Source organism: Pseudomonas sp. 22526 (assembly GCF_052044735.1).
Classification (GTDB): domain Bacteria; phylum Pseudomonadota; class Gammaproteobacteria; order Pseudomonadales; family Pseudomonadaceae; genus Aquipseudomonas; species Aquipseudomonas piscium.
This window is the reverse complement of record NZ_JBQENK010000003.1, coordinates 244,471-265,851: the sequence shown is the minus strand read 5'-3', so window position 1 is coordinate 265,851 and position 21,381 is coordinate 244,471. Positions and strand designations below refer to the sequence as shown.

General features: G+C 64.5%; 17 protein-coding genes. 7 read left to right on the top strand and 10 right to left on the bottom strand.

Annotated elements, in window-relative coordinates:
- Positions 1–61 precede the first annotated feature (61 nt).
- The 5 genes from ACTJKT_RS06065 to ACTJKT_RS06045 all read right to left on the bottom strand — a co-directional run bounded on the left by ACTJKT_RS06065 (position 62) and on the right by ACTJKT_RS06045 (position 4,390).
- Positions 62–1,888, bottom strand: coding sequence for an ABC transporter ATP-binding protein (locus tag ACTJKT_RS06065; protein ID WP_097304608.1), 1,827 nt, complete (start codon positions 1,886–1,888; stop codon positions 62–64).
- Positions 1,881–2,483, bottom strand: coding sequence for a DsbA family protein (locus ACTJKT_RS06060; RefSeq protein WP_440786590.1), 603 nt, complete (start codon positions 2,481–2,483; stop codon positions 1,881–1,883). Before ACTJKT_RS06060 ends, ACTJKT_RS06065 begins: the two co-directional genes overlap by 8 nt.
- A 36-nt stretch (positions 2,484–2,519) precedes the next feature.
- Positions 2,520–3,461 (bottom strand): oxygen-dependent tRNA uridine(34) hydroxylase TrhO, encoded by a 942-nt coding sequence (gene trhO, locus ACTJKT_RS06055; RefSeq protein WP_440786494.1) that lies wholly within the window; start codon positions 3,459–3,461, stop codon positions 2,520–2,522.
- Positions 3,462–3,562: 101 nt separating this feature from the next.
- Positions 3,563–3,862, bottom strand: a complete 300-nt coding sequence (locus tag ACTJKT_RS06050; protein WP_007932228.1) for a BolA family protein — start codon at positions 3,860–3,862, stop codon at positions 3,563–3,565.
- 12 nt (positions 3,863–3,874) lie between these two features.
- Entirely contained in the window at positions 3,875–4,390 is a 516-nt protein-coding gene (locus tag ACTJKT_RS06045; protein ID WP_009045024.1) for a DUF2059 domain-containing protein, read from the bottom strand.
- A 192-nt stretch (positions 4,391–4,582) separates the two neighbouring features.
- On the opposite strand from ACTJKT_RS06045, the gene ACTJKT_RS06040 reads away from it, so the two are divergent.
- Positions 4,583–5,977, top strand: coding sequence for a class II fumarate hydratase (locus ACTJKT_RS06040; protein ID WP_440786493.1), 1,395 nt, complete (start codon positions 4,583–4,585; stop codon positions 5,975–5,977).
- Between the two features lie 87 nt (positions 5,978–6,064).
- On the opposite strand, the gene ACTJKT_RS06035 is transcribed toward ACTJKT_RS06040, so the two are convergent.
- The 3 genes from ACTJKT_RS06035 to pap all read right to left on the bottom strand — a co-directional run bounded on the left by ACTJKT_RS06035 (position 6,065) and on the right by pap (position 10,057).
- On the bottom strand, positions 6,065–7,030 hold the full coding sequence (locus ACTJKT_RS06035) for a DMT family transporter (protein ID WP_053280369.1): 966 nt from the start codon (positions 7,028–7,030) through the stop codon (positions 6,065–6,067).
- Between the two features lie 187 nt (positions 7,031–7,217).
- Positions 7,218–8,402, bottom strand: a complete 1,185-nt coding sequence (locus ACTJKT_RS06030) for a thiolase family protein (RefSeq protein WP_097304610.1) — start codon at positions 8,400–8,402, stop codon at positions 7,218–7,220.
- Positions 8,403–8,545: 143 nt separating this feature from the next.
- Positions 8,546–10,057, bottom strand: a complete 1,512-nt coding sequence (gene pap / locus ACTJKT_RS06025) for a polyphosphate:AMP phosphotransferase (protein ID WP_440786492.1) — start codon at positions 10,055–10,057, stop codon at positions 8,546–8,548.
- 141 nt (positions 10,058–10,198) lie between these two features.
- On the opposite strand from pap, the gene mnmC reads away from it, so the two are divergent.
- The 5 genes from mnmC (at position 10,199) to ACTJKT_RS06000 (ending at position 17,588) form a co-directional block, all read left to right on the top strand.
- On the top strand, positions 10,199–12,193 hold the full coding sequence (gene mnmC, locus ACTJKT_RS06020; RefSeq protein ID WP_440786491.1) for a bifunctional tRNA (5-methylaminomethyl-2-thiouridine)(34)-methyltransferase MnmD/FAD-dependent 5-carboxymethylaminomethyl-2-thiouridine(34) oxidoreductase MnmC: 1,995 nt from the start codon (positions 10,199–10,201) through the stop codon (positions 12,191–12,193).
- A 251-nt stretch (positions 12,194–12,444) separates the two neighbouring features.
- Positions 12,445–14,217, top strand: coding sequence for an N-acetylglutaminylglutamine amidotransferase (locus ACTJKT_RS06015; protein ID WP_440786490.1), 1,773 nt, complete (start codon positions 12,445–12,447; stop codon positions 14,215–14,217).
- Between the two features lie 3 nt (positions 14,218–14,220).
- On the top strand, positions 14,221–15,966 hold the full coding sequence (gene ngg, locus ACTJKT_RS06010; RefSeq protein ID WP_440786489.1) for an N-acetylglutaminylglutamine synthetase: 1,746 nt from the start codon (positions 14,221–14,223) through the stop codon (positions 15,964–15,966).
- A gap of 108 nt (positions 15,967–16,074) precedes the next feature.
- The gene (locus tag ACTJKT_RS06005; RefSeq protein ID WP_440786488.1) at positions 16,075–17,259 is read left to right on the top strand and encodes an osmoprotectant NAGGN system M42 family peptidase; all 1,185 of its coding nucleotides are present in this window, start codon (positions 16,075–16,077) and stop codon (positions 17,257–17,259) included.
- 101 nt (positions 17,260–17,360) lie between these two features.
- Positions 17,361–17,588: a YheU family protein gene (locus tag ACTJKT_RS06000; protein ID WP_007932245.1), complete on the top strand. Its 228-nt coding sequence runs from the start codon at positions 17,361–17,363 to the stop codon at positions 17,586–17,588.
- A gap of 137 nt (positions 17,589–17,725) precedes the next feature.
- Here ACTJKT_RS06000 and ACTJKT_RS05995 read toward each other — a convergent pair whose 3' ends face one another.
- Entirely contained in the window at positions 17,726–18,541 is an 816-nt protein-coding gene (locus ACTJKT_RS05995) for an SDR family oxidoreductase (protein WP_440786487.1), read from the bottom strand.
- Between the two features lie 303 nt (positions 18,542–18,844).
- Here ACTJKT_RS05995 and ACTJKT_RS05990 point away from each other — a divergent pair, with 303 nt between their 5' ends.
- The gene (locus tag ACTJKT_RS05990) at positions 18,845–18,997 is read left to right on the top strand and encodes a DUF3309 family protein (protein ID WP_440786486.1); all 153 of its coding nucleotides are present in this window, start codon (positions 18,845–18,847) and stop codon (positions 18,995–18,997) included.
- Positions 18,998–19,078: 81 nt separating this feature from the next.
- Here the strand turns inward: ACTJKT_RS05990 and ACTJKT_RS05985 are convergent, their stop codons facing one another.
- Positions 19,079–21,172, bottom strand: coding sequence for an LTA synthase family protein (locus ACTJKT_RS05985; protein ID WP_440786485.1), 2,094 nt, complete (start codon positions 21,170–21,172; stop codon positions 19,079–19,081).
- Between the last annotated feature and the right edge of the window lie 209 nt (positions 21,173–21,381).

Here is a 21,381-nt window from a genome sequence, read left to right as displayed (position 1 = left end):
CCCCAGGAGGGTCATTTCCACCAGGGAATTCAAGCACTAAGCACAGAAAACCAGATAAAACTCAAGGTCGTTGGACTTGCTGCAAATGCCCGTAAAGCTTGGCGTAAAGGCCGCCGTCGGCAATTAGCTGCTGATGGTCGCCATCTTCGGCAATCTGCCCGCCATCGAACACCAGAACCCGATCCGCCTGTTTTACCGCGGACAGGCGGTGGGCAATGATCAGGGTGGTCCGGCCGTGGAGGAAACGGGTCAGTGCCTGGTGCAGGTTGTACTCGGTGGCGGCGTCCAGGGCGGAGGTGGCTTCGTCGAGAATCACCACCTTGGGTTCGGCCAGGACCATCCGCGCGATCGCCAGGCGCTGGCGCTGGCCACCGGACAGACGCACGCCGGAGCGACCGACCACACTGTCCAGGCCGTTGGCCAGGGCGCGGACCGTCGAGTCCAGCTGGGCAATCTCCAGCGCCCGCCAGCAGGCTTCGTCGCTGCGCTCGCGGCCCATGGTCAGGTTGGCGCGAATGCTGTCGTTGAACAGCGCCGGATGCTGCAACACCACCGCCACGTTTTCGCGCAGGGTTTCCAGACCGATTTCCTGCTGGGTCTTGCCGCCAAAACGAATCACACCCGCCTGCGGTGTATAGAGCCCCAGCAACAGCTGCACCAGGGTACTTTTACCGCCGCCACTGGCGCCGACTATCGCCACCTTCTCCCCCGGCTCGATCGACAGGTTCATCTGGTCCAGCACCGGTTCGTCGCCGTAACCGAAGCTCAGGCCGCTGACTTCGATCCCCACGGTCTCGCGCCCCTGGAACGGGTCGACACCGCCGGCATATTGCGGCTCGTCGGCCCGCGACAGCAGCTCGTTGATGCGCGACAGCGCGCCACCGGCAGCGTAGTAGGCGTATTGCAGGTTCAGCAGTTGCTCCACCGGGCCGATCATGAACCACAGGTAGCTGAACACGGCCAGCATCTGGCCGATGGACAGGTCGGAAAACAGCACGGTAAGCATGGCCGCCGCGCGGAAGATATCGATCCCGAACTGGAACAGCAGCCCGCTGGCGCGATTGGAGGCGTCGCTCTTCCATTGCGAAGCCATCGCGTAATCCCGCACATCCTGGGCACGCCGGCCGAGGCGGCCGAGGAAAAAGCCCTGGCGGTTGCCGGCACGCACTTCCTGGATCGCATCCAGGGTTTCGGTCAACGCCTGGGTGAAGCGCGAGGTGCTGTCGTTCTCGAGCTTCTTCAGGTGCTTGACCCGCTTGCCCAACTGCACCGTGGCGTAGATCACCAGGGGGTTGAACAGCAAAATCAGCAGCGCCAGTTGCCAGTGCATCCACATCAGGATGCCCGAGGTACCCACCAGCGTGAGCATGGCCACCAGAAAACGGCTGAGGGTCTCGCCGACAAACTTGTCGAGGGTGTCGAGGTCGGTGACCAGGTGAGTCGTCACCGTGCCGCTGCCCAGGCTTTCGTACTCGCCCAGGGAAATGCGCTTGAGGCGCTCGATCAGCCGCAGGCGGATGCGATAGACGATGTCCTTGGCCAACCCGGCGAACAACCGGGCCTGCAGCACGTTGAACAGCAGCGCCGAGCACCGCAGCATCAGGGTGATCAGCAACATCAGGCCGATGTAGCCGGCGGCGCTCTGCCAACCCGCGGGCAAGGCGTGGTTCATCACCTTCAGCGCGGCATCGCCATGCCCCAGCAGCACTTCATCCACCAACAGCGGCAGCAGCAATGGGATAGGCACGCTGCACAGCGTCGCCAGAACGGCCACGCCGTTGGCGATCCACAGGGCTTTTTTATGCTGCAGTGCCAGCCGGCGGACTTCCGCCCAGCTCAGGCGATCGGCGGGTTCCGGCGCTTGTGGATCACGAACCAGATCACGCACAGGCGGCACGCTCCAGCCAGCGGCCGAGCAATGGAGCAAGCTCACTCAAGGGCTGGTAGCCATTGGTCAACAACGCCAGCTGGCCATTGCGTTCGGCCAGCATGGTCGGGAAGCCGGCGATCCCCAGGTCCTGGACCCAGGTGAAGTCGGCGGCGGTGGCAGCATGCTGTTCAGCGCGATCGAACGCCTCGGCGAACTCGATACGCGGCACGCCCGCCTCTTCCGCCAGCTCCACCAGGACGCTGGCGCGAGTGACGTCACGGCCTTCGACGTAAAAGGCCTGCTGGATCAGTCGCAAAAGCTTCCAGGCGCAATCCGGCGCCAGGCTGCGCGCCGTCACGATGGCGCGGCACGCAGGCTCGGTGTCATAGACAAAACCGTCGGGCAAGGCGCCCTCGAATTTGAACGGCTGGCCGGTGGCCTCGGTGACCGCCTGCCAGTGTTCGATGATGTAGCGGCGGGTGGTCGGCTCCAGTGCCGCGCCACTGCCGGTGCGCAGGCCGCCCACCACCAGATGCAACTCGACGCCCGCTGCGCGCGCCTGCTCGACCAGGGCCTCGGCCACCGGAGCGAAGCCCCAGCACCACGAACACATAGGGTCCATCACATAGAGCAGGCGGGCAGACATGGCTCAGGCCTCGGAAGAAGATTGCTTGTAGTTGTAACCGATCGGGTGCGGCATGTTGCGAGCCTTGGCCAGTTCAATCTGCTTCTGCCGGTCGATGGCGCTGCGGCGGGTTTTCTCGCTCAGCGAGTCCCAGCAATGCGGGCAGCTGATACCCGGTACATAGTGCTCGCTGGCGCGATCTTCGACGCTTACCGGCGTGCGGCAGGCATGACATTGATCGTAGTCGCCTTCGCTGAGGTCGTGGCGCACGGTCACCCGATTATCGAAGACGAAGCAGTCGCCCTGCCACTTGCTCTCCTGCTGCGGCACCTCTTCGAGGTACTTGAGGATGCCACCCTTGAGGTGGAAGACCTCGCCGAAACCTTCGCTGAGCATGTAGCTCGAAGCTTTCTCGCAACGAATGCCGCCGGTGCAGAACATCGCGACCTTCTTGTGCTTGCTCGGGTCGAAGTTGGCTTTGATGTAGTCGGGGAACTCGCGAAAACTGGTGGTCTTCGGGTCGATGGCGCCTTCGAAGGTGCCGATCGACACTTCGTAGTCGTTGCGGGTGTCGATCAGCAGCACTTCCGGGTCGCTGATCAGCGCGTTCCAGTCCTGCGGCTCGACGTAGGTGCCGACCTTCTTGTTCGGGTCGACGCCGGGCACGCCCAGGGTCACGATCTCTTTCTTGAGCTTGACCTTGGTGCGGTAGAACGGCTGTTCGTCGCAGTAGGACTCTTTGTGATCGATGTCGACCATGCGCGGGTCGTTCCTGAGCCAGGCCAGCAGCCCGTCGATGCCTTCGCGGCTGCCGGACACGGTGCCGTTGATGCCTTCTTCGGCGATCAGCAGGGTGCCCTTGATGCCGTTGTCGAGCATCGCGTTGAGCAGCGGTTCGCGCAGGGAAACGTAATCTTCGAGGGTGACGAACTTATACAGTGCCGCCACGACAATCGGTTGTGTCATGGGTAATTCTCCAGGTGGCTACCCTCGCAAAGGGTGAACCGGATGCAAAAAAAACGCGCCGACTGAGCGGCGCGTTGCGGATTCTAGCAAAAAACCTGTGGTTAATGCTTGCTGCCGCCAGCGCAGGTCGGCGAGGCCGGGGCCACGCCGATCTTCGCCCATTCTTCCGGCGTGTAGGTATGCAACGCCAACGCATGGAACTGGCCCATCAGCTCGCCCAGGGTCGCGTAGACCTTCTGGTGACGCTTAACGCTGTTGAGCCCGGCAAACTGCTCACTGACCAGCACGGCCTTGAAATGGGTTTCCAGACCGCGGCTGTGCATGTGGCTTTCATCCAGCACCTGCAAATGCTCAGGCTGCAATGCGCCCAGCGCCGATTCGATACGTTGTTGCATGGTCATTCCTGGCTCCGCTTACTTCTTCTTCGCCGGAGCGGCCTTAGGCTCGAGCTCGGCGGTCATGTCGGCCAGCAGCTTGTTGACTACCGGTACCGCGCTTTCCAGTTTGGCCTGGGTCATCTGGGCCGATTGCTGGGTCAGTTGCGGCATTTTTTCCAGGACTTTCTTGCCCAGCGGCGACTGGTAGAACGCCACCAGGTCCTTGAGCTCGGATTCGCTGAAGTTGCTGGTGTAGAGCTTGACCATGTCCGGCTTCAGCTTGTTCCAGCCGATGGCCTGGTCCAGGGCGGCATTGGCCTTGGCCTGGTAGGTTTCCAGTACGGCTTTTTTCGACTCTGGGGCTTTGGTCTGTTCAAAACGCTGAGCGAACATTTGCTGCACTTGCATGTACACCGGAGTGCCCAGCTTGTCAGCGTGCGCCAGGGTCAGGAAAGCTTCGGCACTGGCGTTGTGGCTGGCGGTATCGGCAAGCACCTGGCCGCTGGCGCAAACCAGAGCAACCGCGGTACAGATGGCACGAAGACGAGTCATCGAGTTTCCTTTTCTAGCAGGCGAGGTATAACCCCAAGGGCGACCATTCTGCGCCTAAAAAACTCTGCCGCTCAACCCCAAGCCTTGTGGTACCTGCATTTGCTCGACCAAACGACACAAAAGGCGCTTTATGGAACCCAGGCGAAGGATCACGGCCTAAACTGCGCAATCAGACCTACAGGAGTGAGCACGATGAGTCGAATCGAAACCGACAGCCTTGGCCAGGTTGAAGTCCCGGACGACGCCTATTGGGGCGCCCAGACCCAGCGTTCGCTGATCAACTTTGCCATTGGCAACGAGCGCATGCCGCTGTCGGTCCTGCATGCCCTGGCGTTGATCAAAAAGGCCGCGGCCCGGGTCAACGACCGCAACGGCGACCTGCCCGCCGACATCGCCCGGCTGATCGAACAGGCCGCCGACGAAGTGCTGGACGGCCAGCATGACGACCAGTTCCCGCTGGTGGTCTGGCAGACCGGCAGCGGCACCCAGAGCAACATGAACGTCAACGAGGTGATCGCCGGTCGCGCCAACGAACTGGCCGGCAACCCGCGCGGCGGCAAGTCGCCGGTGCACCCCAACGACCACGTGAACCGCTCGCAAAGCTCCAACGACTGCTTCCCCACGGCGATGCACATCGCCGCGGCCCAGGCGGTGCAGCAGCATCTGTTGCCGTCGATCGCCGAACTGTCCGGCGGCCTGGCCGAACTCGCGGCACGCCACATGAAGCTGGTGAAGACCGGGCGCACCCACATGATGGACGCCACGCCCATCACCTTCGGCCAGGAACTGTCGGCCTTCATCGCGCAGCTGGACTACGCCGAGCGCGCCATTCGCGCGGCCCTGCCGGCGGTGTGCGAACTGGCCCAGGGCGGTACCGCCGTCGGCACCGGGCTGAACTCGCCCCATGGTTTCGGCGAGGCGATCGCCGCCGAACTGGCGGCCCTGTCCGGGCTGCCGTTTGTCACCGCGCCGAACAAGTTCGCCGCCCTCGCCGGCCACGAACCCCTGACCACCCTCTCCGGCGCCCTGAAGACCCTCGCGGTGTGCCTGATGAAAATCGCCAACGACCTGCGCCTGCTCGGCTCCGGACCACGGGCCGGGCTGGCCGAGATCAGGCTGCCGGCCAACGAACCGGGCAGTTCGATCATGCCGGGCAAGGTCAACCCGACCCAGTGCGAAGCCCTGTCGATGCTGGCCTGCCAGGTGCTGGGCAACGACGTCGCCATCGGCTTCGCCGCCAGCCAGGGCCATCTGCAACTGAACGTGTTCAAGCCGGTGATCATCCACAACCTGCTGCAATCGGTGCGCCTGCTCGCCGACGGCTGCAGCAACTTCCAGCAGCACTGCATCGCCGGGCTGGAGCCCGACCCGGTGCAGATGGCCGATCACCTGGAACGCGGGCTGATGCTGGTCACCGCCCTCAATACCCATATCGGCTACGACAAGTCCGCCGAGATCGCCAAGAAGGCCTATGCCGAGAACCGCACCTTGCGTGAGGCGGCCCTGGAGCTGGGTTATCTGACGGATGAAGAGTTCGATGCCTGGGTGCGGCCGGAAAACATGCTGGAGGCTGGCAAGCAGGGTTGATGGAAGGCGGTGATTGAACAGACGCTATCGCGGGCAAGCCTCGCTCCTACAGGATAGGGGCTTGCCCGCGATCAAGGATGACGCACCCTATCTCTCCGGCACTTGCATACGCACCCGCCGCGCCTTGAGCCCAGCCATCAGCGAAGGCCCCAGGGCCGTCAACGCCGACCCCAGCACCACCAGCACCGCCCCGCCATAACCCAGGCCGTTGATCTGTTCGGCATGCACGTATTCCGGCCACAACCAGGCTGCCACAGCCACCGCGGCGAAGGTCACCAAGGGCGTGATCGCCAGGGTGGCACTGACTCGCGACGCCTCCCAATGGGCCAGCGCTTCGGCGAAGGCACCGTAGGCAATCAGGGTATTCAGACAGCAGGCCAGCAACAGCCAGCCTTGTAGCGGGCTCAACTCCAGCGCTTCGAGGGGATGGGCCCAAGGGGTAAGCAACAGCGCGCAGAACAGGTAGATCACCATCATCACCTGCAAGGAGTTCCACACCGTCAGCAACTGCTTCTGGCCCAGGGCGTAGAAGGTCCAGACCGCCGAGGCGGCGAGCACCGTCAGCACACCGGCGGTGTAGTTGCTCAAGGACGTCAGCAGCTCGGTCAGGCGCTGGTTGAAAAACAGCCCGAAACCGATCAGCAGCACCGCCAGGCCAATGCCCTGCCCCAGGCTGAAACGCTCCTTGAACACAAACAGGCTGGCGATCAGCAGCAGGATCGGCCCCATCTGTACCACCAGTTGCGCGGTGCCGGGGCTCAGCAGGTTCAGCCCCATCAGGTACAGCACGTAGTTGCCCACCAGCCCGCAGACAGCCATCAGCACCAGCCAGCCGCCACGCGGCCCGAGCACGCGCCAGCTGGGCAAGCGCTTGACCGCCGCCAGGTAGATCAGCAGGAAACCACCGGACACCAACAGGCGAAACCAGGTCACGGTCACCGGGTCCATCACCAGCAACACCTGCTTGAGCTTGATCGGCAGGATGCCCCACAGCAGCGCCGTAAGCAGTGCGAGGAACAAGCCGTAAACCCAGCGACCGGACGAGATGTGCATGCGACCCCCAAAAGCCTGATGGAGAGAGCCCGCATTCTAGGCCCGAGGGCTGTGACGAACACAGGGACAGTTGCCCGTTGAGCGCGATTGGGATTGTGCTGGTCGTAAAAAGCATCGCGGGCAAGCCTCGCTCCTACAGAAGAAGATGGCGTGCTNCCCGCGATAGGTTCCGCCCCCGTCTGACGGTTTAGCGCACCGCTTCGAACAACCCGGTCGCGCCCATGCCGCCGCCCACGCACATGGTGACGATGCCGTAGCGCAGGTTGCGCCGTTGCAGTTCGCGCACCAGGTGGCCGACCTGGCGCGAACCGGTCATGCCGAACGGGTGGCCGATGGAGATCGAGCCACCGTTGACGTTGTACCTGGCGTTGTCGATCTGCAGCCGGTTGCGGCTGTACAGGCATTGCGACGCGAAGGCCTCGTTCAACTCCCAGAGGTCGATGTCGTCCACTTGCAGGCCCTTGGCCTTGAGCAGCTTGGGCACCGAGAACACCGGGCCGATGCCCATTTCGTCCGGCTCGCAACCGGCCACGGTAAAACCGCGGAAGAACGCCTTGGGCTTGAGCCCCAGCGCCAGGGCCCGCTCCAGACTCATGACCAGGGTCATGGACGCGCCATCGGACAATTGCGAGGAGTTGCCCGCGGTCACCGAACCGTCTTCGGCGAACACCGGCTTCAAGCCGGCCAGGCTTTCCAGGGTGGTGTCCGGACGGTTGCAGTCGTCGCGATCGACCACGCCGTCGAGGATCTGCACCTGACCGCTGTTCTTGTCCTCGACCCGGTACTTCACCGCCATCGCCACGATCTCGTCGTCGAACAGCCCGGCCGCCTGGGCCGCCGCGGTGCGCTGCTGGCTTTGCAGGGCGTACAGGTCCTGCTCCTCGCGACTCACGTTGTAACGCCGGGCCACCACCTCGGCGGTCTGGCCCATGGGGAAATAGATGCCCGGCACCTGCTCCTTGAGCAGCGGGTTGATCAGGTTGTCGGTGTTGACGCTTTTCATCGTCAGGCTGATGGACTCGACGCCGCCGGCGACAATGATGTCGCTGCAACCGGAAGCGATCTGGTTGGCCGCGATGGCGATCGCCTGCAGGCCGGAAGAGCAGAAACGGTTGAGGGTCATGCCCGCGGTACCGGTGCCCAGGCGGGACAGCACCGCGACGTTGCGCCCGATGTTGTAGCCCTGGGCGCCTTCGTTGGAACCGGCGCCGACGATGCAGTCCTCGACGCTGGCCGGGTCGATACCGTTGCGGGTCAGCAGCGCATTGACGCAATGGGCGGCCATGTCATCCGGACGGGTCTGGTTGAACTTGCCGCGAAAGGACTTGGCCAGGCCGGTCCGCACGCTATCGACGATCACCACTTCACGCATGGCATACCTCATTGTTGTTGTCGGTTGTGAGTGGGTCGAGCATAGATCCAGCCCTTGCCCGACCGCGACGATCATTCATCCGGCGTATGCAAAACCATCGCGGCACCGGGCTCGTGCCTTGACCCGCTCGCAACCCGCGGCAGTTATTTCTTGCCTTTCTTGTCCTTCTTCTCGGACTTGTCGAATGCCTCTTCCAGCGCGCGGTTGAGGGTGCGCAGCACCTTGACCCGGGCCCAGCGCTTGTCGTTGGCCTCCACCAGGGTCCAGGCCGCGACCTCGGTGCTGGTGCGGTCGACCATGTCGCCGACGGCGGCGCGGTAGGCGTCCCATTTGTCGCGGTTGCGCCAGTCGTCCTCGGTGATCTTGAAACGCTTGAACGGAATCTCTTCGCGGGCCTGGAAACGCTCCAGCTGGGTCTCTTTGTCGATCGCCAGCCAGAACTTGACCACTATCACCCCGGCGTCCTCGAGCTGCTCCTCGAAGTCGTTGATCTCGCCATAGGCGCGCAACCAGTCCGCCGGGCTGCAAAAGCCCTCGACCCGCTCCACCAGCACCCGGCCGTACCAGGAGCGGTCGAACACGGTGAACTTGCCCCGTGCCGGAATATGCCGCCAGAAGCGCCACAGATAAGGCTGGGCGCGCTCGTCCTCGGACGGCGCGGCAATCGGCACGATGCTGTACTGGCGCGGGTCCAGCGCCGCCGCCACCCGGCGGATCGCCCCGCCCTTGCCGGCGGCATCGTTGCCCTCGAAAACCGCCACCAGCGCGTGCTTGCGCATGCGCTTGTCGCGCAGCAGGCCGGCCAGGCGCGCCTGTTCGGTAATCAGTTGTTCCTCGTAGTCGTCCTTGTCCAGGCTCTGGCTCATGTCCAGGCTGTCGAGCAGGGTCAGCTTGTCGACCGCCTCGCCCAGCGGCGCCACATGGGACTCGACTTCGAGCGTCGGCCGGTTGAGCGCGCTCTGCAGGCCCTCGAGGAGAATCTTGCCCACCGCCAGGCTGCGGTAATGCGGGTCCACGCCTTCGATCACATGCCAGGGCGCGTAGTCGCGACTGGTGCGGCGCAACACGCGCTCGCCATATTTGACGAACTTGTCGTAGGTCTCCGACTGCTGCCAGTCCAGCGGGCTGATTCGCCAGCTGTGCAGCGGGTCGTCCTGCAACGACTTGAGGCGGGCCTTCATCTGTTTCTTGGAGAGGTGGAACCAGAACTTGAAGATCAGCGCGCCTTCGTCGCACAGCATCTTCTCCAGGCGCTCGGCGCCGGCGATGGCCTGGTCGAAACGGCCGTCCTTGAACAGCTCGTGTACCCGCCCCTGGAGCATCTGGCTGTACCAGTTGCCGAAAAACACCCCCATGCGGCCCTTGGCCGGGAGCATCCGCCAATAGCGCCAGGCCGGTGGGTGCGCCAGCTCCTCGTCGGTCTGCTGATCGAAGGTACGGACCTCGATCAGGCGTGGGTCCATCCACTCGTTGAGCAGTTTCACCGTCTCGCCCTTGCCGGCGCCTTCGATGCCGTTGATCAATACGATCACCGGAAAACGGGCTTTCTGCTTCAGCTCGAACTGGGCTTCCAGCAGCGCTTCACGCAAGGCCGGGACTTCAGCGTCAAAGGTTTTTTTGTCGATGGCGTGACCGATTTCGGCAGATTCGAACATGAGCGACTCCCTGGCAAGATTGAGCAAGACTAGCGGATCGACCCATGCTTTGTCGGCATCAAACATGCCGGCCATTGCCCTGGATCATTACCCCCTGTGTCTATCGGCTAGAATGGTCGCCTTGCCGTTACCGAGCCGAACATGACCGCTGAATTGCCCCACACCCAGCCCCACGCCCAGCTCGACTGGGACGACCAGGGCCGCCCGCGTTCGCGGGTTTTCGACGATGTGTATTTCTCCACCGACTCGGGCCTGGATGAAACCCGCCATGTGTTTCTTGAACAGAACCGCCTGCGCGAGCGTTTTGCCGCGTTGCCGCCCGGCGGGTGCTTCGTCATCGGCGAGACCGGCTTCGGCACCGGCCTGAATTTTCTCTGCGCCTGGCAGTTGTTCGAACAACAGGCCGACCCCAGCGCGCGCCTGCATTTCGTCAGCGTGGAAAAATTCCCGCTGACGCCAGCGGACCTGCAACGCGCCCTGGCCCTGTGGCCGGAACTGGGGCCGCTGGCCGAGCGCCTGTTGCGTGCCTATGTCGCCGTGCATCAGGGTTTTCAACGCCTGGTGCTGGACGAGGGCCGCGTCACCCTGACCTTGCTGATCGGCGATGCCCTGGAGCAGTTGCCGCAACTCGACGGACAGGTCGATGCCTGGTTCCTCGACGGTTTCGCCCCGGCGAAAAACCCCGAGATGTGGACCGCCGAGCTGTTCGCCGAACTGGCGCGCCTGGCCGCTCCGGGCTCGAGCATCAGCACCTTCACCAGCACCGGCTGGGTGCGCCGCCTGCTGAATGCCGCGGGCTTCAAGATGAAGCGCACCCCGGGCATCGGCCACAAGTGGGAAGTGCTGCGCGGCGAGTTTCTCGGCTGGCCCGAAGACACGCCACTGCCTGCCGCCAGCAAGCCCTGGTTCGCCCGCCCGACGCAACAGATCCAGGACAAACACGCCCTGGTGATCGGCGCCGGCCTGGCCGGTTGCGCCAGCGCCGCCAGCCTCGCCGCACGGGGCTGGCGGATCAGCCTGCTGGAGCGCCACGGGCAACTGGCCCAGGAAGCCTCGGGCAACCCGCAGGGCGTGCTGTACCTGAAACTCTCGGCCCACGGCACCGCCCTGTCGCAGATGATCCTCAGCGGTTTCGGCTACACCCGACGCCTGCTCGAACAGCTGCAACGGGGTGTCGACTGGGACAGCTGCGGCGTGCTGCAACTGGCCTTCAACGCCAAGGAGGCCGAGCGCCAAGCGCAGTTGGCGGCGGCCTTCCCGGCGGACCTGTTGCATCAGCTGGAGCAACACCAGGCCCAGGCCCTGGCTGGCGTCGGCCTGGCCCACGGCGGGCTGTTCTACCCGGAAGGCGGCTGGGTGCATCCGCCGGCCCTGTGCCAGTGGCAGGCCGCGCACCCGCGGATTCGCCTGCTGCCCCATCAGGATGTAGTGGAATTGCGCCGGGTCGATGGCCAGTGGCAAGCCTGGGACGGTGAGCGGCTGCTGGCCAGTGCCGAGGTGGTGATCCTCGCCGGCGCCGCCGAGATCAAGCGCTTCCCGGCCAGCGCCGAGCTGCCGCTCAAGCGCATTCGCGGACAGATCACCCGTCTGCCGCAGACTCCGCGCAGCCAGAGCCTGGCCACCGTGGTCTGCGCCGAGGGTTACGTCGCCCCCGCGCGCCTGGGCGAACACACCCTGGGCGCCAGTTTCGACTTCAAGAGCGACGACCTGACGCCCACCGCCGCCGAGCATGCGGGCAACCTGCAGATGCTCGAAGAGATCTCCCAGGATCTGGTGGAGCGCCTGGAGGCTGACCGGCTGCAAGCGGAAACCCTCGAAGGACGCGCCGCCTTCCGTTGCACCAGCCCGGACTATCTGCCGATCGTCGGCCCCCTGGCGGACCAGGCGGCATTCGCCGAAGTCTACGCGGTGCTGGGCAAGGACGCGCGCCAGGTTCCGGACCTGCCCTGCCCCTGGCTGGACGGCCTGTACATCAACAGCGGCCATGGCTCGCGCGGGCTGATCACCGCGCCGCTGTCCGGTGAGTTGCTGGCCGCCTGGCTGGACAACGAACCCCTGCCCCTGCCGCGCAGCGTGGCCGAAGCCTGTCATCCCAACCGCTTTGCCTTGCGTCGGTTGATTCGCGGCAAGCCATGAAACCAAACCGCGATGCCAGGCGCCCTGGCATCGCTTCGCCATCGCCCCGCAAACGCCCACGGGGCCTGCCCTCGCGACAAAACTCCAGGCAGATCAAGGCCTTTCCCTCGGCCGGCAACGCACTAGCGTCCCGCCGCTTATAACCCATCGGTCTAAAACTCCAGGGTTTCACCTGGGTCAGTTTCCGAGTACCTGCCGTTTCTGGCCGGTCGCGATTCATCCCTCCCCAACGGAAAAACCGGTAAGGACTTATGTGCGGATTAGCTGGAGAACTACGTTTTGATCATCAACCCGCCGACCTGGCAGCGGTTGAACGAATCACCCACCACCTCGCCCCTCGTGGCCCCGACGCCTGGGGCTTCCATAGCCAGGGCCCGATAACCCTGGGCCATCGGCGCCTGAAAATCATGGACCTGTCGGACGGCTCGGCCCAGCCGATGATCGACAACCAACTGGGCCTGTCCCTGGCCTTCAACGGCGCGATCTACAACTTCCCCGAACTGCGCGCCGAGCTGGAAAGCCTGGGCTACGCCTTTTATTCCGGCGGCGACACCGAGGTGCTGCTCAAGGGTTATCACGCATGGGGCGCCGAGCTGTTGCCGCGGCTCAATGGCATGTTCGCCTTCGCCATCTGGGAGCGCGATGCCAAGCGCCTGTTCATCGCCCGCGACCGCCTGGGCGTCAAGCCGCTGTACCTGTCGCGCACCGACCAACGCCTGCGTTTCGCCTCGACCTTGCCGGCGTTGCTCAAGGGCGGCGACATCAACCCGCTGCTCGACCCGGTGGCGCTCAACCATTACCTGAACTTCCATGCCGCGGTGCCAGCGCCGCGCACCCTGTTGGCGGGCATCGAGAAACTGCCGCCGGCCACCTGGATGCGCATCGAGGCCGACGGCCGCACCGAACAGCAAACCTGGTGGACCCTGCCCTACGGCCCGCGTGCCGATGAAACCGGGCTGAGCCTGGAAGACTGGCGCGACCGGGTGCTCGACAGCACCCGCGAAGCGGTGGCAATCCGTCAACGGGCGGCGGTGGATGTCGGCGTGCTGCTGTCCGGCGGCGTCGATTCGAGCCTGCTGGTCGGCCTGCTGCGGGAAGTGGGTGTGGATAACCTTTCGACCTTCTCCATCGGCTTCCAGGATGCCGGCGGCGAACGCGGTGACGAGTTCCAGTATTCGGACCTGATCGCCCGCCACTACGGCACCGATCACCATCAGTTGCGCATCGACGAACGGGAGATCATCGAGCAACTGCCGGCGGCGTTCCGCGCCATGAGCGAACCTATGGTCAGCCACGACTGCATCGCCTTCTACCTGCTGTCCCGGGAAGTCGCCAAGCACTGCAAGGTGGTGCAGAGCGGCCAGGGCGCCGATGAGCTGTTCGCCGGTTACCACTGGTACCCGCAGGTGGATGGCGCCAGCGATCCCTATGCGGCCTACCGCGAGGCCTTCTTCGACCGCAGCTACGACGACTACGCGGCCACCGTGCAGCCGCGGTGGCTGACCGCCAACGACGCCGCCGGCGATTTCGTCCGCGAGCATTTCGCCCAGCCCGGTGCCGCCGAGCCTGTGGATAAGGCCCTGCGCCTGGACAGCACCGTGATGCTGGTCGACGACCCGGTCAAGCGTGTGGATAACATGACCATGGCCTGGGGCCTGGAGGCGCGCACGCCGTTCCTCGACTACCGGCTGGTGGAGCTGTCGGCGCGAGTGCCCGCCAAATTCAAACTGCCCGATGGCGGCAAGCAGGTGCTCAAGGAAGCCGCGCGCCTGGTGATCCCCAGCGCAGTGATCGACCGCCAGAAAGGCTACTTCCCGGTGCCCGGCCTCAAGCACCTGCAGGGCGACACCCTGGACTGGGTGCGCGAGCTGCTGCTCGACCCGAGCCAGGACCGTGGCCTGTTCAACCCGGCGATGCTCGACCGCCTGCTGACCGATCCACAAGGCCAGCTGACGCCGTTGCGCGGCTCCAAGCTGTGGCAACTGGCCGCGCTGAACCTGTGGCTCAGCGAACAAGGAGTCTGACCCATGAAACCCCACGCCACGGCTTACAGCCAACGCTTGCTGCGCGGTCAGGCGCCCTCCTACGAACGTCTGCAGGCGCGTTTTGCCGAAGACCGCAGCGCCCTCGGCACCGCCCCCATCGCCGTGCACTGCGGCTGGGGCCGGCTGCTGATCGGCCATACCTTTCCCGACCCGACGAGCCTGGCCGAGGAGCTGCTCAACGAGCACCCCGGCGAACGCGACATCGCCCTGTATGTCGCCGCGCCGCAGCAGATTCTCGGCCTGGAACCGACCCAGTTGTTCCTCGACCCCTCGGACACCCTGCGCCTGTGGTTCAGCGACTACCGCCAGGCCACCCGGGTGTTTCGCGGCTTCCGCATCCGCCGGGCGCAGAGCGCGACGGACTGGCAGGCCATCAACCAGCTGTACCTGGCCCGTAACATGCTGCCGGTCGACCCGAGCCTGCTGACCCCGCGCCATGCCGGCGGGCCGGTGTACTGGCTGGCCGAAGACGAAGACAGCGGCGCAGTGATCGGCAGCGTCATGGGCCTGGATCACCAGAAGGCCTTTCACGATCCGGAACACGGCAGCAGCCTCTGGTGCCTGGCGGTGGACCCGCACTGCACCCGCCCGGGGGTCGGCGAAGTGCTGGTCCGGCACCTGATCGAACACTTCATGAGCCGCGGCCTGAGCTACCTCGACCTGTCGGTGCTGCACGACAATCGCCAGGCCAAGTGCCTCTACGCCAAGCTGGGCTTTCGCACCCTGTCCACCTTCGCCATCAAGCGCAAGAACGGCATCAACCAGCCGCTGTTCCTCGGCCCCGGGCCCGAGGCGGCGTTCAACCCTTATGCGCGGATCATCGTCGAGGAAGCCCATCGCCGCGGCATCGACGTGCAGGTCGACGACGCCGAAGCCGGGATGTTCACCCTCAGCCATGGAGGTCGCCGGGTGCGCTGCCGTGAGTCCCTCAGCGATCTGACCAGCGCCATCAGCATGAGCCTGTGCCAGGACAAGAGCCTGACCCACAAGGTGCTGAAACAGGCCGGGCTGAACCTGCCGGCGCAACAACTCGCGGGCAACGCCGACGACAACCTGGCGTTTCTCGACGAGCATGAACGGGTGGTGGCCAAGCCACTCGACGGGGAACAAGGCCAAGGTGTGGCCGTGGATCTGCAAACCATCGAAGAGCTGCAACAAGCGATCGACAACGCCCGGCGGTTCGACAGCCGGGTGTTGCTCGAGAGCTTCCACGAGGGCCTGGACCTGCGCATTCTGGTGATCGGCTTCGAGGTGGTCGCCGCGGCCATTCGCCGGCCGGCCGAGGTGATCGGCGACGGCCAGCATTCCATAGGCGAGCTGATCGAAGCGCAAAGCCGGCGCCGCCAGGCCGCCACCGGCGGCGAAAGCAAGATCCCCCTGGACCACGAAACCCAGCGCACCCTGCGAGCCGCCGGGCATGGCTACGACAGCATCCTGCCGGCCGGCGAACGGCTGTTCGTGCGGCGCACCGCCAACCTGCATACCGGCGGCACCCTGGAGGATGTCACCGCGATTCTGCATCCGCAGCTGGTGGACGCGGCGATCCGCGCGGCGCGGGCGCTGGATATTCCCATGGTCGGCCTCGACCTGATGGTGCCGGCGGCCGACCAGCCGCAGTACGTGTTCATCGAGGCCAACGAGCGCGCCGGCCTGGCCAACCATGAACCGCAGCCGACGGCGGAGCGGTTCGTCGACCTGTTGTTTCCTCATAGTCAGCCGGCGGTCTGAAAGCCATGTGCTGACGGTACCGGCCTCATCGCGGGCAAGCCTCGCTCCTACATGAATATCTGTGCCCGCGATGACGCACTCACTGGCTCCACTTCACCAGGAGTTTCCATGACCCGATCGATTCCCGAACCGGACCTCAACTACCTGCAGAAAGTCCTCCTGGAAATGCTCGCCATTCCCAGCCCCACCGGCTTCACCGACACCATAGTGCGGTATGTGGCCGAGCGCCTGGAAGAACTGGGCATACCCTTCGAGCTGACCCGCCGCGGGACCATTCGCGCCACCCTCAAGGGCCAGAAGAACAGCCCCGACCGCGCCGTCTCGGCGCACCTGGACACCATCGGCGCCAGCGTGCGCGCGGTGAAAGACAACGGCCGCCTGAGCCTGGCCCCGGTGGGCTGCTGGTCCAGCCGGTTCGCCGAAGGCAGCCGGGTCAGCCTGTTCACCGACAACGGCGTAGTGCGCGGCAGCGTGTTGCCGCTGATGGCCTCCGGGCACGCCTTCAACACCGCGGTGGACGAGATGCCCATCAGCTGGGACCACATCGAATTGCGCCTGGACGCCTACTGCACCACCCGCGCCGACTGTGAGTCGCTGGGCATCGGCGTCGGCGATTTCGTCGCGTTCGACCCCTTGCCGGAGTTCACCGAAAGCGGCCATATCAGCGCCCGCCACCTCGATGACAAGGCCGGGGTCGCCGCGCTGCTGGCCGCGCTCAAGGCCATAGTCGACAGCGGCGAGCCGCTGATGATCGACTGCCATCCGCTGTTCACCATCACCGAAGAAACCGGCAGTGGCGCGGCGGCGGCCCTGCCCTGGGATGTCAGCGAATTCGTCGGCATCGACATCGCCCCGGTCGCCCCCGGCCAGCACTCCAGCGAGCACGCGGTGAGCGTGGCTATGCAGGACTCCGGCGGGCCTTACGACTATCACCTGTCGCGCCACCTGCTGCGCCTGGCCACGGAACACGAGCTGCCGGTGCGCCGCGACCTGTTCCGCTACTACTTCAGCGATGCCCATTCGGCGGTCACCGCCGGCCACGATATCCGCACCGCCCTGCTGGCCTTCGGTTGCGACGCCACCCACGGCTACGAGCGTACCCATATCGACAGCCTGGCAGCCCTCAGTCGCCTGCTGGGCGCCTACATCCTCAGCTCGCCGGTATTCGCCAGCGACGCGCAGCCGGCCCAGGGTTCCCTGGACCGCTTCAGCCATCAGCTGGAGCACGACGCGCAAATGGAAAGCGACACCCGGGTGCCGTCGGTGGACAGCCTGGTGGGGCAAAAGTCCTGAGGCGATAAGCCCTGAAGTGAAAAGCCGGGCCCCGCGCGAGGTTTGCCTAGCCGCGCGGGGCCCGGCGCAGTAGGATCCGGGATTGTTTGCCGGAGGCCCCTATGCTGATTCCCCATGACCAACTGGAAGTCGACACCCTGACCCGCCTGATCGAAGACTTCGTCACCCGCGACGGCACCGACAATGGCGACGACACCCCGCTGGAAACCCGGGTCCTGCGCGTGCGCCAGGCGCTGACCAAGGGCCAGGCGGTGATAGTGTTCGACCCGGACAGCGAGCAGTGCCAACTGATGCTCAAGCACGACGTGCCCAAGGAATTGTTCGACTGATTCCCGGCCAGTCCGAACTCGGCGGCCGCACCCGCTCCGCCACGCCCAGCCAGCCGATCGACGCGATGATGTAGATCCGTCTCGTCAGGAATGCCAGATGCTGGCAACCCTGACGATGCGTCGGGGCAGGAGCAAGTTCAGCTGGCGTTTTGCCTGGCCTTGGCGCGCATCTTGTCGGCCATGAGGGTCATTTCGTCGTACAGCAGCTGCGGGTTCTTCTGCTTCAGCGCCCAGGCCATGCGCCCCTGTTCGTGGGGCAGGATCATGAATTCACCCGCGGCGACCCGGGTGTAGATGTAGTCGGCGATGTCCGCCGCGCTGATCGGCGAGCTCTCCAGCAGCTTGCCGACCTGGGCCTTCATCGCCGGGGTCGGGCCGCGGAACGAATCCAGCAGGTTGGTCTGGAAGAACGACGGGCATACCACGTGCACGCCGATTTCCTGCTGGGCCAGCTCGATCAGCAGGCTTTCGGACAGGGCCACCACGCCGGCCTTGGCCACGTTGTAGTTGCTCATGGCCGGGCCCTGCATCAGCGCTGCCATCGAGGCGATGTTGATGATCCGGCCCTTGCTCTTTTCCAGCAGCGGCAGGAACGCCTTGCAGCCCTTGACCACGCCCATCAGGTTGATCGCGATCTGCCAGTCCCAGTCCTCCAGGGACAACTCGCTGAAGAAACCGCCGGACGCCACGCCGGCGTTATTGACGATCACATCGATGCCGCCGAGCTTGACCTCGCAGGCCTGGGCGAAGGCGGTCAACTGGCTGTAGTCGCGTACATCGCAGCGTTGCACGAAACCGTCGCCACCGGCTTCGCGCACCAGCCTGAGGGTTTCCTGCAGGCCGGGTTCGCTGACATCCGACAAGGCCAACTGCCAGCCTTCGCGCGCCCAGCGCAGAGCGATTTCGCGACCCAGGCCGGATCCGGCGCCAGTGATCATCATGCGATTTTGCATAGGAGTTGCCTTGTTGTTCCGGGAAAGATGAGGCGAGTGTAGCGAAGGATTTTGTGCCGCCCACGCACCATCAGATTGCTGAATGCCCCAGGCAAACCGGGGCCTCGGTGCGACTTCCAGGGCATTGCACGTTCAATTCGATGGCCACTGGCGGCAGGTACGAAAAGAAATAGTCCGGCGTGCAAAAAGCATTAAAAAAACTTGGAATCATCCTGCAAAGCCCGGAGTCCGAATGATTAAGCGGTGCGGATCAGTTGCCTGCTAATCCAGCCGCGCCTTCGATCCTCCAATAAGGACAATGACATGGAAACAATCCTGATCATTATTCTGATTCTTCTGCTGATCGGTGGTCTTCCAGTGTTCCCGCACTCCAGAAGCTGGGGTTATGGCCCGTCCGGCATCATCGGCGTGATCCTGGTGGTGTTGCTGATTCTGGTGTTGCTGGGCCGGATATAGGCTTCGGTCGTTCATGTTCGATGCTGTTCAACCGTCGAAAAAAAAGAGGCCCGAGGGCCTCTTTTTCAGTAGCGCGATCAATCAGTCCGGCGTGCCGTGCACCACGCCTGCGGTGTTATCCAGCAGGCTCTTGGTAGCGGTTTGCAGGAAGGCTTCCAGCTTGTGCTTCAGCTCGGCGGTACGCGGTGCGTCCGGCACCACTTCGGCATGGGGATTGGCGCCCAGTTCGTACTGGTAGATCTTCGGCGCCATTTCCTTCTCGCGCGGCAGCACCAGGATCTGGTCGGCGGTGACGATGGCGGTGGTCTGCTCGCTGCCCGACGGCTTGATCACGCCAAAGCCGGTGTCGCCTTCCGGCAGGTTGAGCAGGTCGCGGCCCCAGCACTGGTGACGCACTTCGCCCCCCAGGCGGCCCATGATGGTCGGCACGATATCGACCTGGGTACCCACGGTGTGGTTGCGCTGGCCGAATTTTTCCTGGATGCCCGGGGCGATCAGCAGCATCGGCACGTTGAAGCGGCCCAGGTCCATTTCGGTGATCTGGCGCTCGTTGCCGAAACCATGGTCACCCACGATCACGAACAGCGTTTCCTTGAAGTACGGCTCCTTGCGCGCCTTCTCGAAGAACTGGCCCAGGGCCCAGTCGGCGTAGCGCATGGCGGTCAGGTGTTCGTTGAGGCTGCCACGGTCGGTCACCTTCTCCACCGGCAACGGCGTCGGCAAGGCGTACGGGGTGTGGTTGGACAGGGTCTGCAGCAGGGCATAGAACGGCTTGCCGTTTTCCCGCGCCTTCAACTCTTCCAGGCCACGGTTGAACATGTCCTGGTCGGACACGCCCCAGGTCGGATCGGAGAACACCGGATCGACGAAGTCGTTGCGACCGACGAAGTTGGTCATGCCCTGGTTGCTGAAGAAGCCCGACTGGTTGTCCCAGGCGAAATCGCCGTTGTAGACGTATACGTCGTCATACTTGCGGGCGCTCAGCACCTGCGGCAGGCCGGACAGCTTGTGGCTGCCTTCCGGGGTCTGCATCAGGTATTCGAAACCCGGCAGGTTGGGGAAGCAGGCCATGGTGGCGAACATGCCCTGGTGGGTATGGGTGCCGTTGGAGAAGAAGCGGTCGAACAGCAGGCCTTCCTTGGACAGCTTGTCCAGGTAGGGGGTGATGTTGCCCGGAGCGCCCAGGGCACCCACCGAGTGACCGGCCATGCTTTCCATCAGGATCACGACCACGTTCTTGATCGGCAGGGTCTTGTCGGCCGGTGGCGTGTAGTCGCGGCGCACGGCGGCGATATCGGCGTCCACCAGCTTGTCGTCCGGCATCACCAGCAGGTCGCGCACCACTTGCTGCGCTTCAGGCTGCGGCAGGGTGGCTTTCCAGATATTGCTGCGGTCTTCGCCCATCCGGCTCTTGGCCGCTTCGACCAGCGACAGCGTGCCGTTGAGGCCCAGCTGGTTGGCGAAGTTCGATTCGGTGGTGTAGACGTCACCCCAGCGCAGTGGCGGGCCCTGGCGCAGGGTGCCACGAGCAGCGACCACGCAGACCAGCAGGCAGACCACGAAGACGCCGATACGGGCGTACCACGGGGCGACCTGCCGGGTGCCGATGCTGCCGCCGCTGAACGGGCCGCGTGGCCGGGTCGCGCGGTCGGCGCCCTTGAACGCCAGGCTCAGCAGCCAGGTGCCGATCGCCCAGGCCAGCAGGTAGCGCACCACCGGGAAGCCGTACCAGAGCATGCTCATCACGGTTTTCGGGTCTTCCTTCACATACTGGAAGACCAGGCCGTTGAGGCGCTGGTGGAACTCGCGGTAGAAGTCCATCTCCATCAGGCCGAGGAACAGCGCGATGCTCGAAACGATGGTCAGCCAGAAGCGGAAGAAACCGCGAGCCGCCATGGCCCGGGCACTGAACAGCGCCAGCAGCAGCGGGATGCTGAGGTAGACCACCAGGCGCACGTCGAAGCGCAGGCCGTTGGCGAAGGCTTCAAGGAAGGTCGAAGCCGGTGTGTCGAGGATCATCTCGCGGTTGTAGACCAGCAGCGCCACGCGCAGCAAAGACAGCATGACCATCATGGCCAGCGCGCAGAGCAGCGTATAAGCCAGATGCGATTTGACGGTCGGTTGCAGCAGGCGACTCGAGGCTCGCTGCTGACTCAGGGCGTCCGGGTTTGCCATATCGTTTTAGGACCCAATGGAAGTTGAAGTTGCGAAAAAAATGCAGCTGCGCTTTGCCCTCTTGTAGCCCTTCAGGGCTGGGGGGATGGCGCGGTGCGCAAATGTTGCACGATCAGCAGCGGCATTGCCATTGATTACTGGCAGGCGCCCTCACCCAGCCGGCAATGGCCCGGAGTCAGGGATCGCAGCGGAGATCGCACGGGGTGCGG

What these genes read in the sequence shown, in the direction of transcription:
- ACTJKT_RS05990 (WP_440786486.1), top strand. Translation starts at nt 18,845, where the DNA reads ATGGAAACAATCCTGATCATTATTCTGATTCTTCTGCTGATCGGTGGT.
- pap (WP_440786492.1), bottom strand. Translation starts at nt 10,057, where the DNA reads ATGTTCGAATCTGCCGAAATCGGTCACGCCATCGACAAAAAAACCTTT.
- ACTJKT_RS06035 (WP_053280369.1), bottom strand. Translation starts at nt 7,030, where the DNA reads ATGCACATCTCGTCCGGTCGCTGGGTTTACGGCTTGTTCCTCGCACTG.
- ACTJKT_RS06045 (WP_009045024.1), bottom strand. Translation starts at nt 4,390, where the DNA reads ATGACTCGTCTTCGTGCCATCTGTACCGCGGTTGCTCTGGTTTGCGCC.
- ACTJKT_RS05995 (WP_440786487.1), bottom strand. Translation starts at nt 18,541, where the DNA reads ATGCAAAATCGCATGATGATCACTGGCGCCGGATCCGGCCTGGGTCGC.
- trhO (WP_440786494.1), bottom strand. Translation starts at nt 3,461, where the DNA reads ATGACACAACCGATTGTCGTGGCGGCACTGTATAAGTTCGTCACCCTC.
- ACTJKT_RS06015 (WP_440786490.1), top strand. Translation starts at nt 12,445, where the DNA reads ATGTGCGGATTAGCTGGAGAACTACGTTTTGATCATCAACCCGCCGAC.
- ACTJKT_RS06030 (WP_097304610.1), bottom strand. Translation starts at nt 8,402, where the DNA reads ATGCGTGAAGTGGTGATCGTCGATAGCGTGCGGACCGGCCTGGCCAAG.
- ngg (WP_440786489.1), top strand. Translation starts at nt 14,221, where the DNA reads ATGAAACCCCACGCCACGGCTTACAGCCAACGCTTGCTGCGCGGTCAG.
- ACTJKT_RS06060 (WP_440786590.1), bottom strand. Translation starts at nt 2,483, where the DNA reads ATGTGTTCGTGGTGCTGGGGCTTCGCTCCGGTGGCCGAGGCCCTGGTC.
- ACTJKT_RS06040 (WP_440786493.1), top strand. Translation starts at nt 4,583, where the DNA reads ATGAGTCGAATCGAAACCGACAGCCTTGGCCAGGTTGAAGTCCCGGAC.
- ACTJKT_RS05985 (WP_440786485.1), bottom strand. Translation starts at nt 21,172, where the DNA reads ATGGCAAACCCGGACGCCCTGAGTCAGCAGCGAGCCTCGAGTCGCCTG.
- mnmC (WP_440786491.1), top strand. Translation starts at nt 10,199, where the DNA reads ATGACCGCTGAATTGCCCCACACCCAGCCCCACGCCCAGCTCGACTGG.
- ACTJKT_RS06005 (WP_440786488.1), top strand. Translation starts at nt 16,075, where the DNA reads ATGACCCGATCGATTCCCGAACCGGACCTCAACTACCTGCAGAAAGTC.
- ACTJKT_RS06000 (WP_007932245.1), top strand. Translation starts at nt 17,361, where the DNA reads ATGCTGATTCCCCATGACCAACTGGAAGTCGACACCCTGACCCGCCTG.
- ACTJKT_RS06050 (WP_007932228.1), bottom strand. Translation starts at nt 3,862, where the DNA reads ATGACCATGCAACAACGTATCGAATCGGCGCTGGGCGCATTGCAGCCT.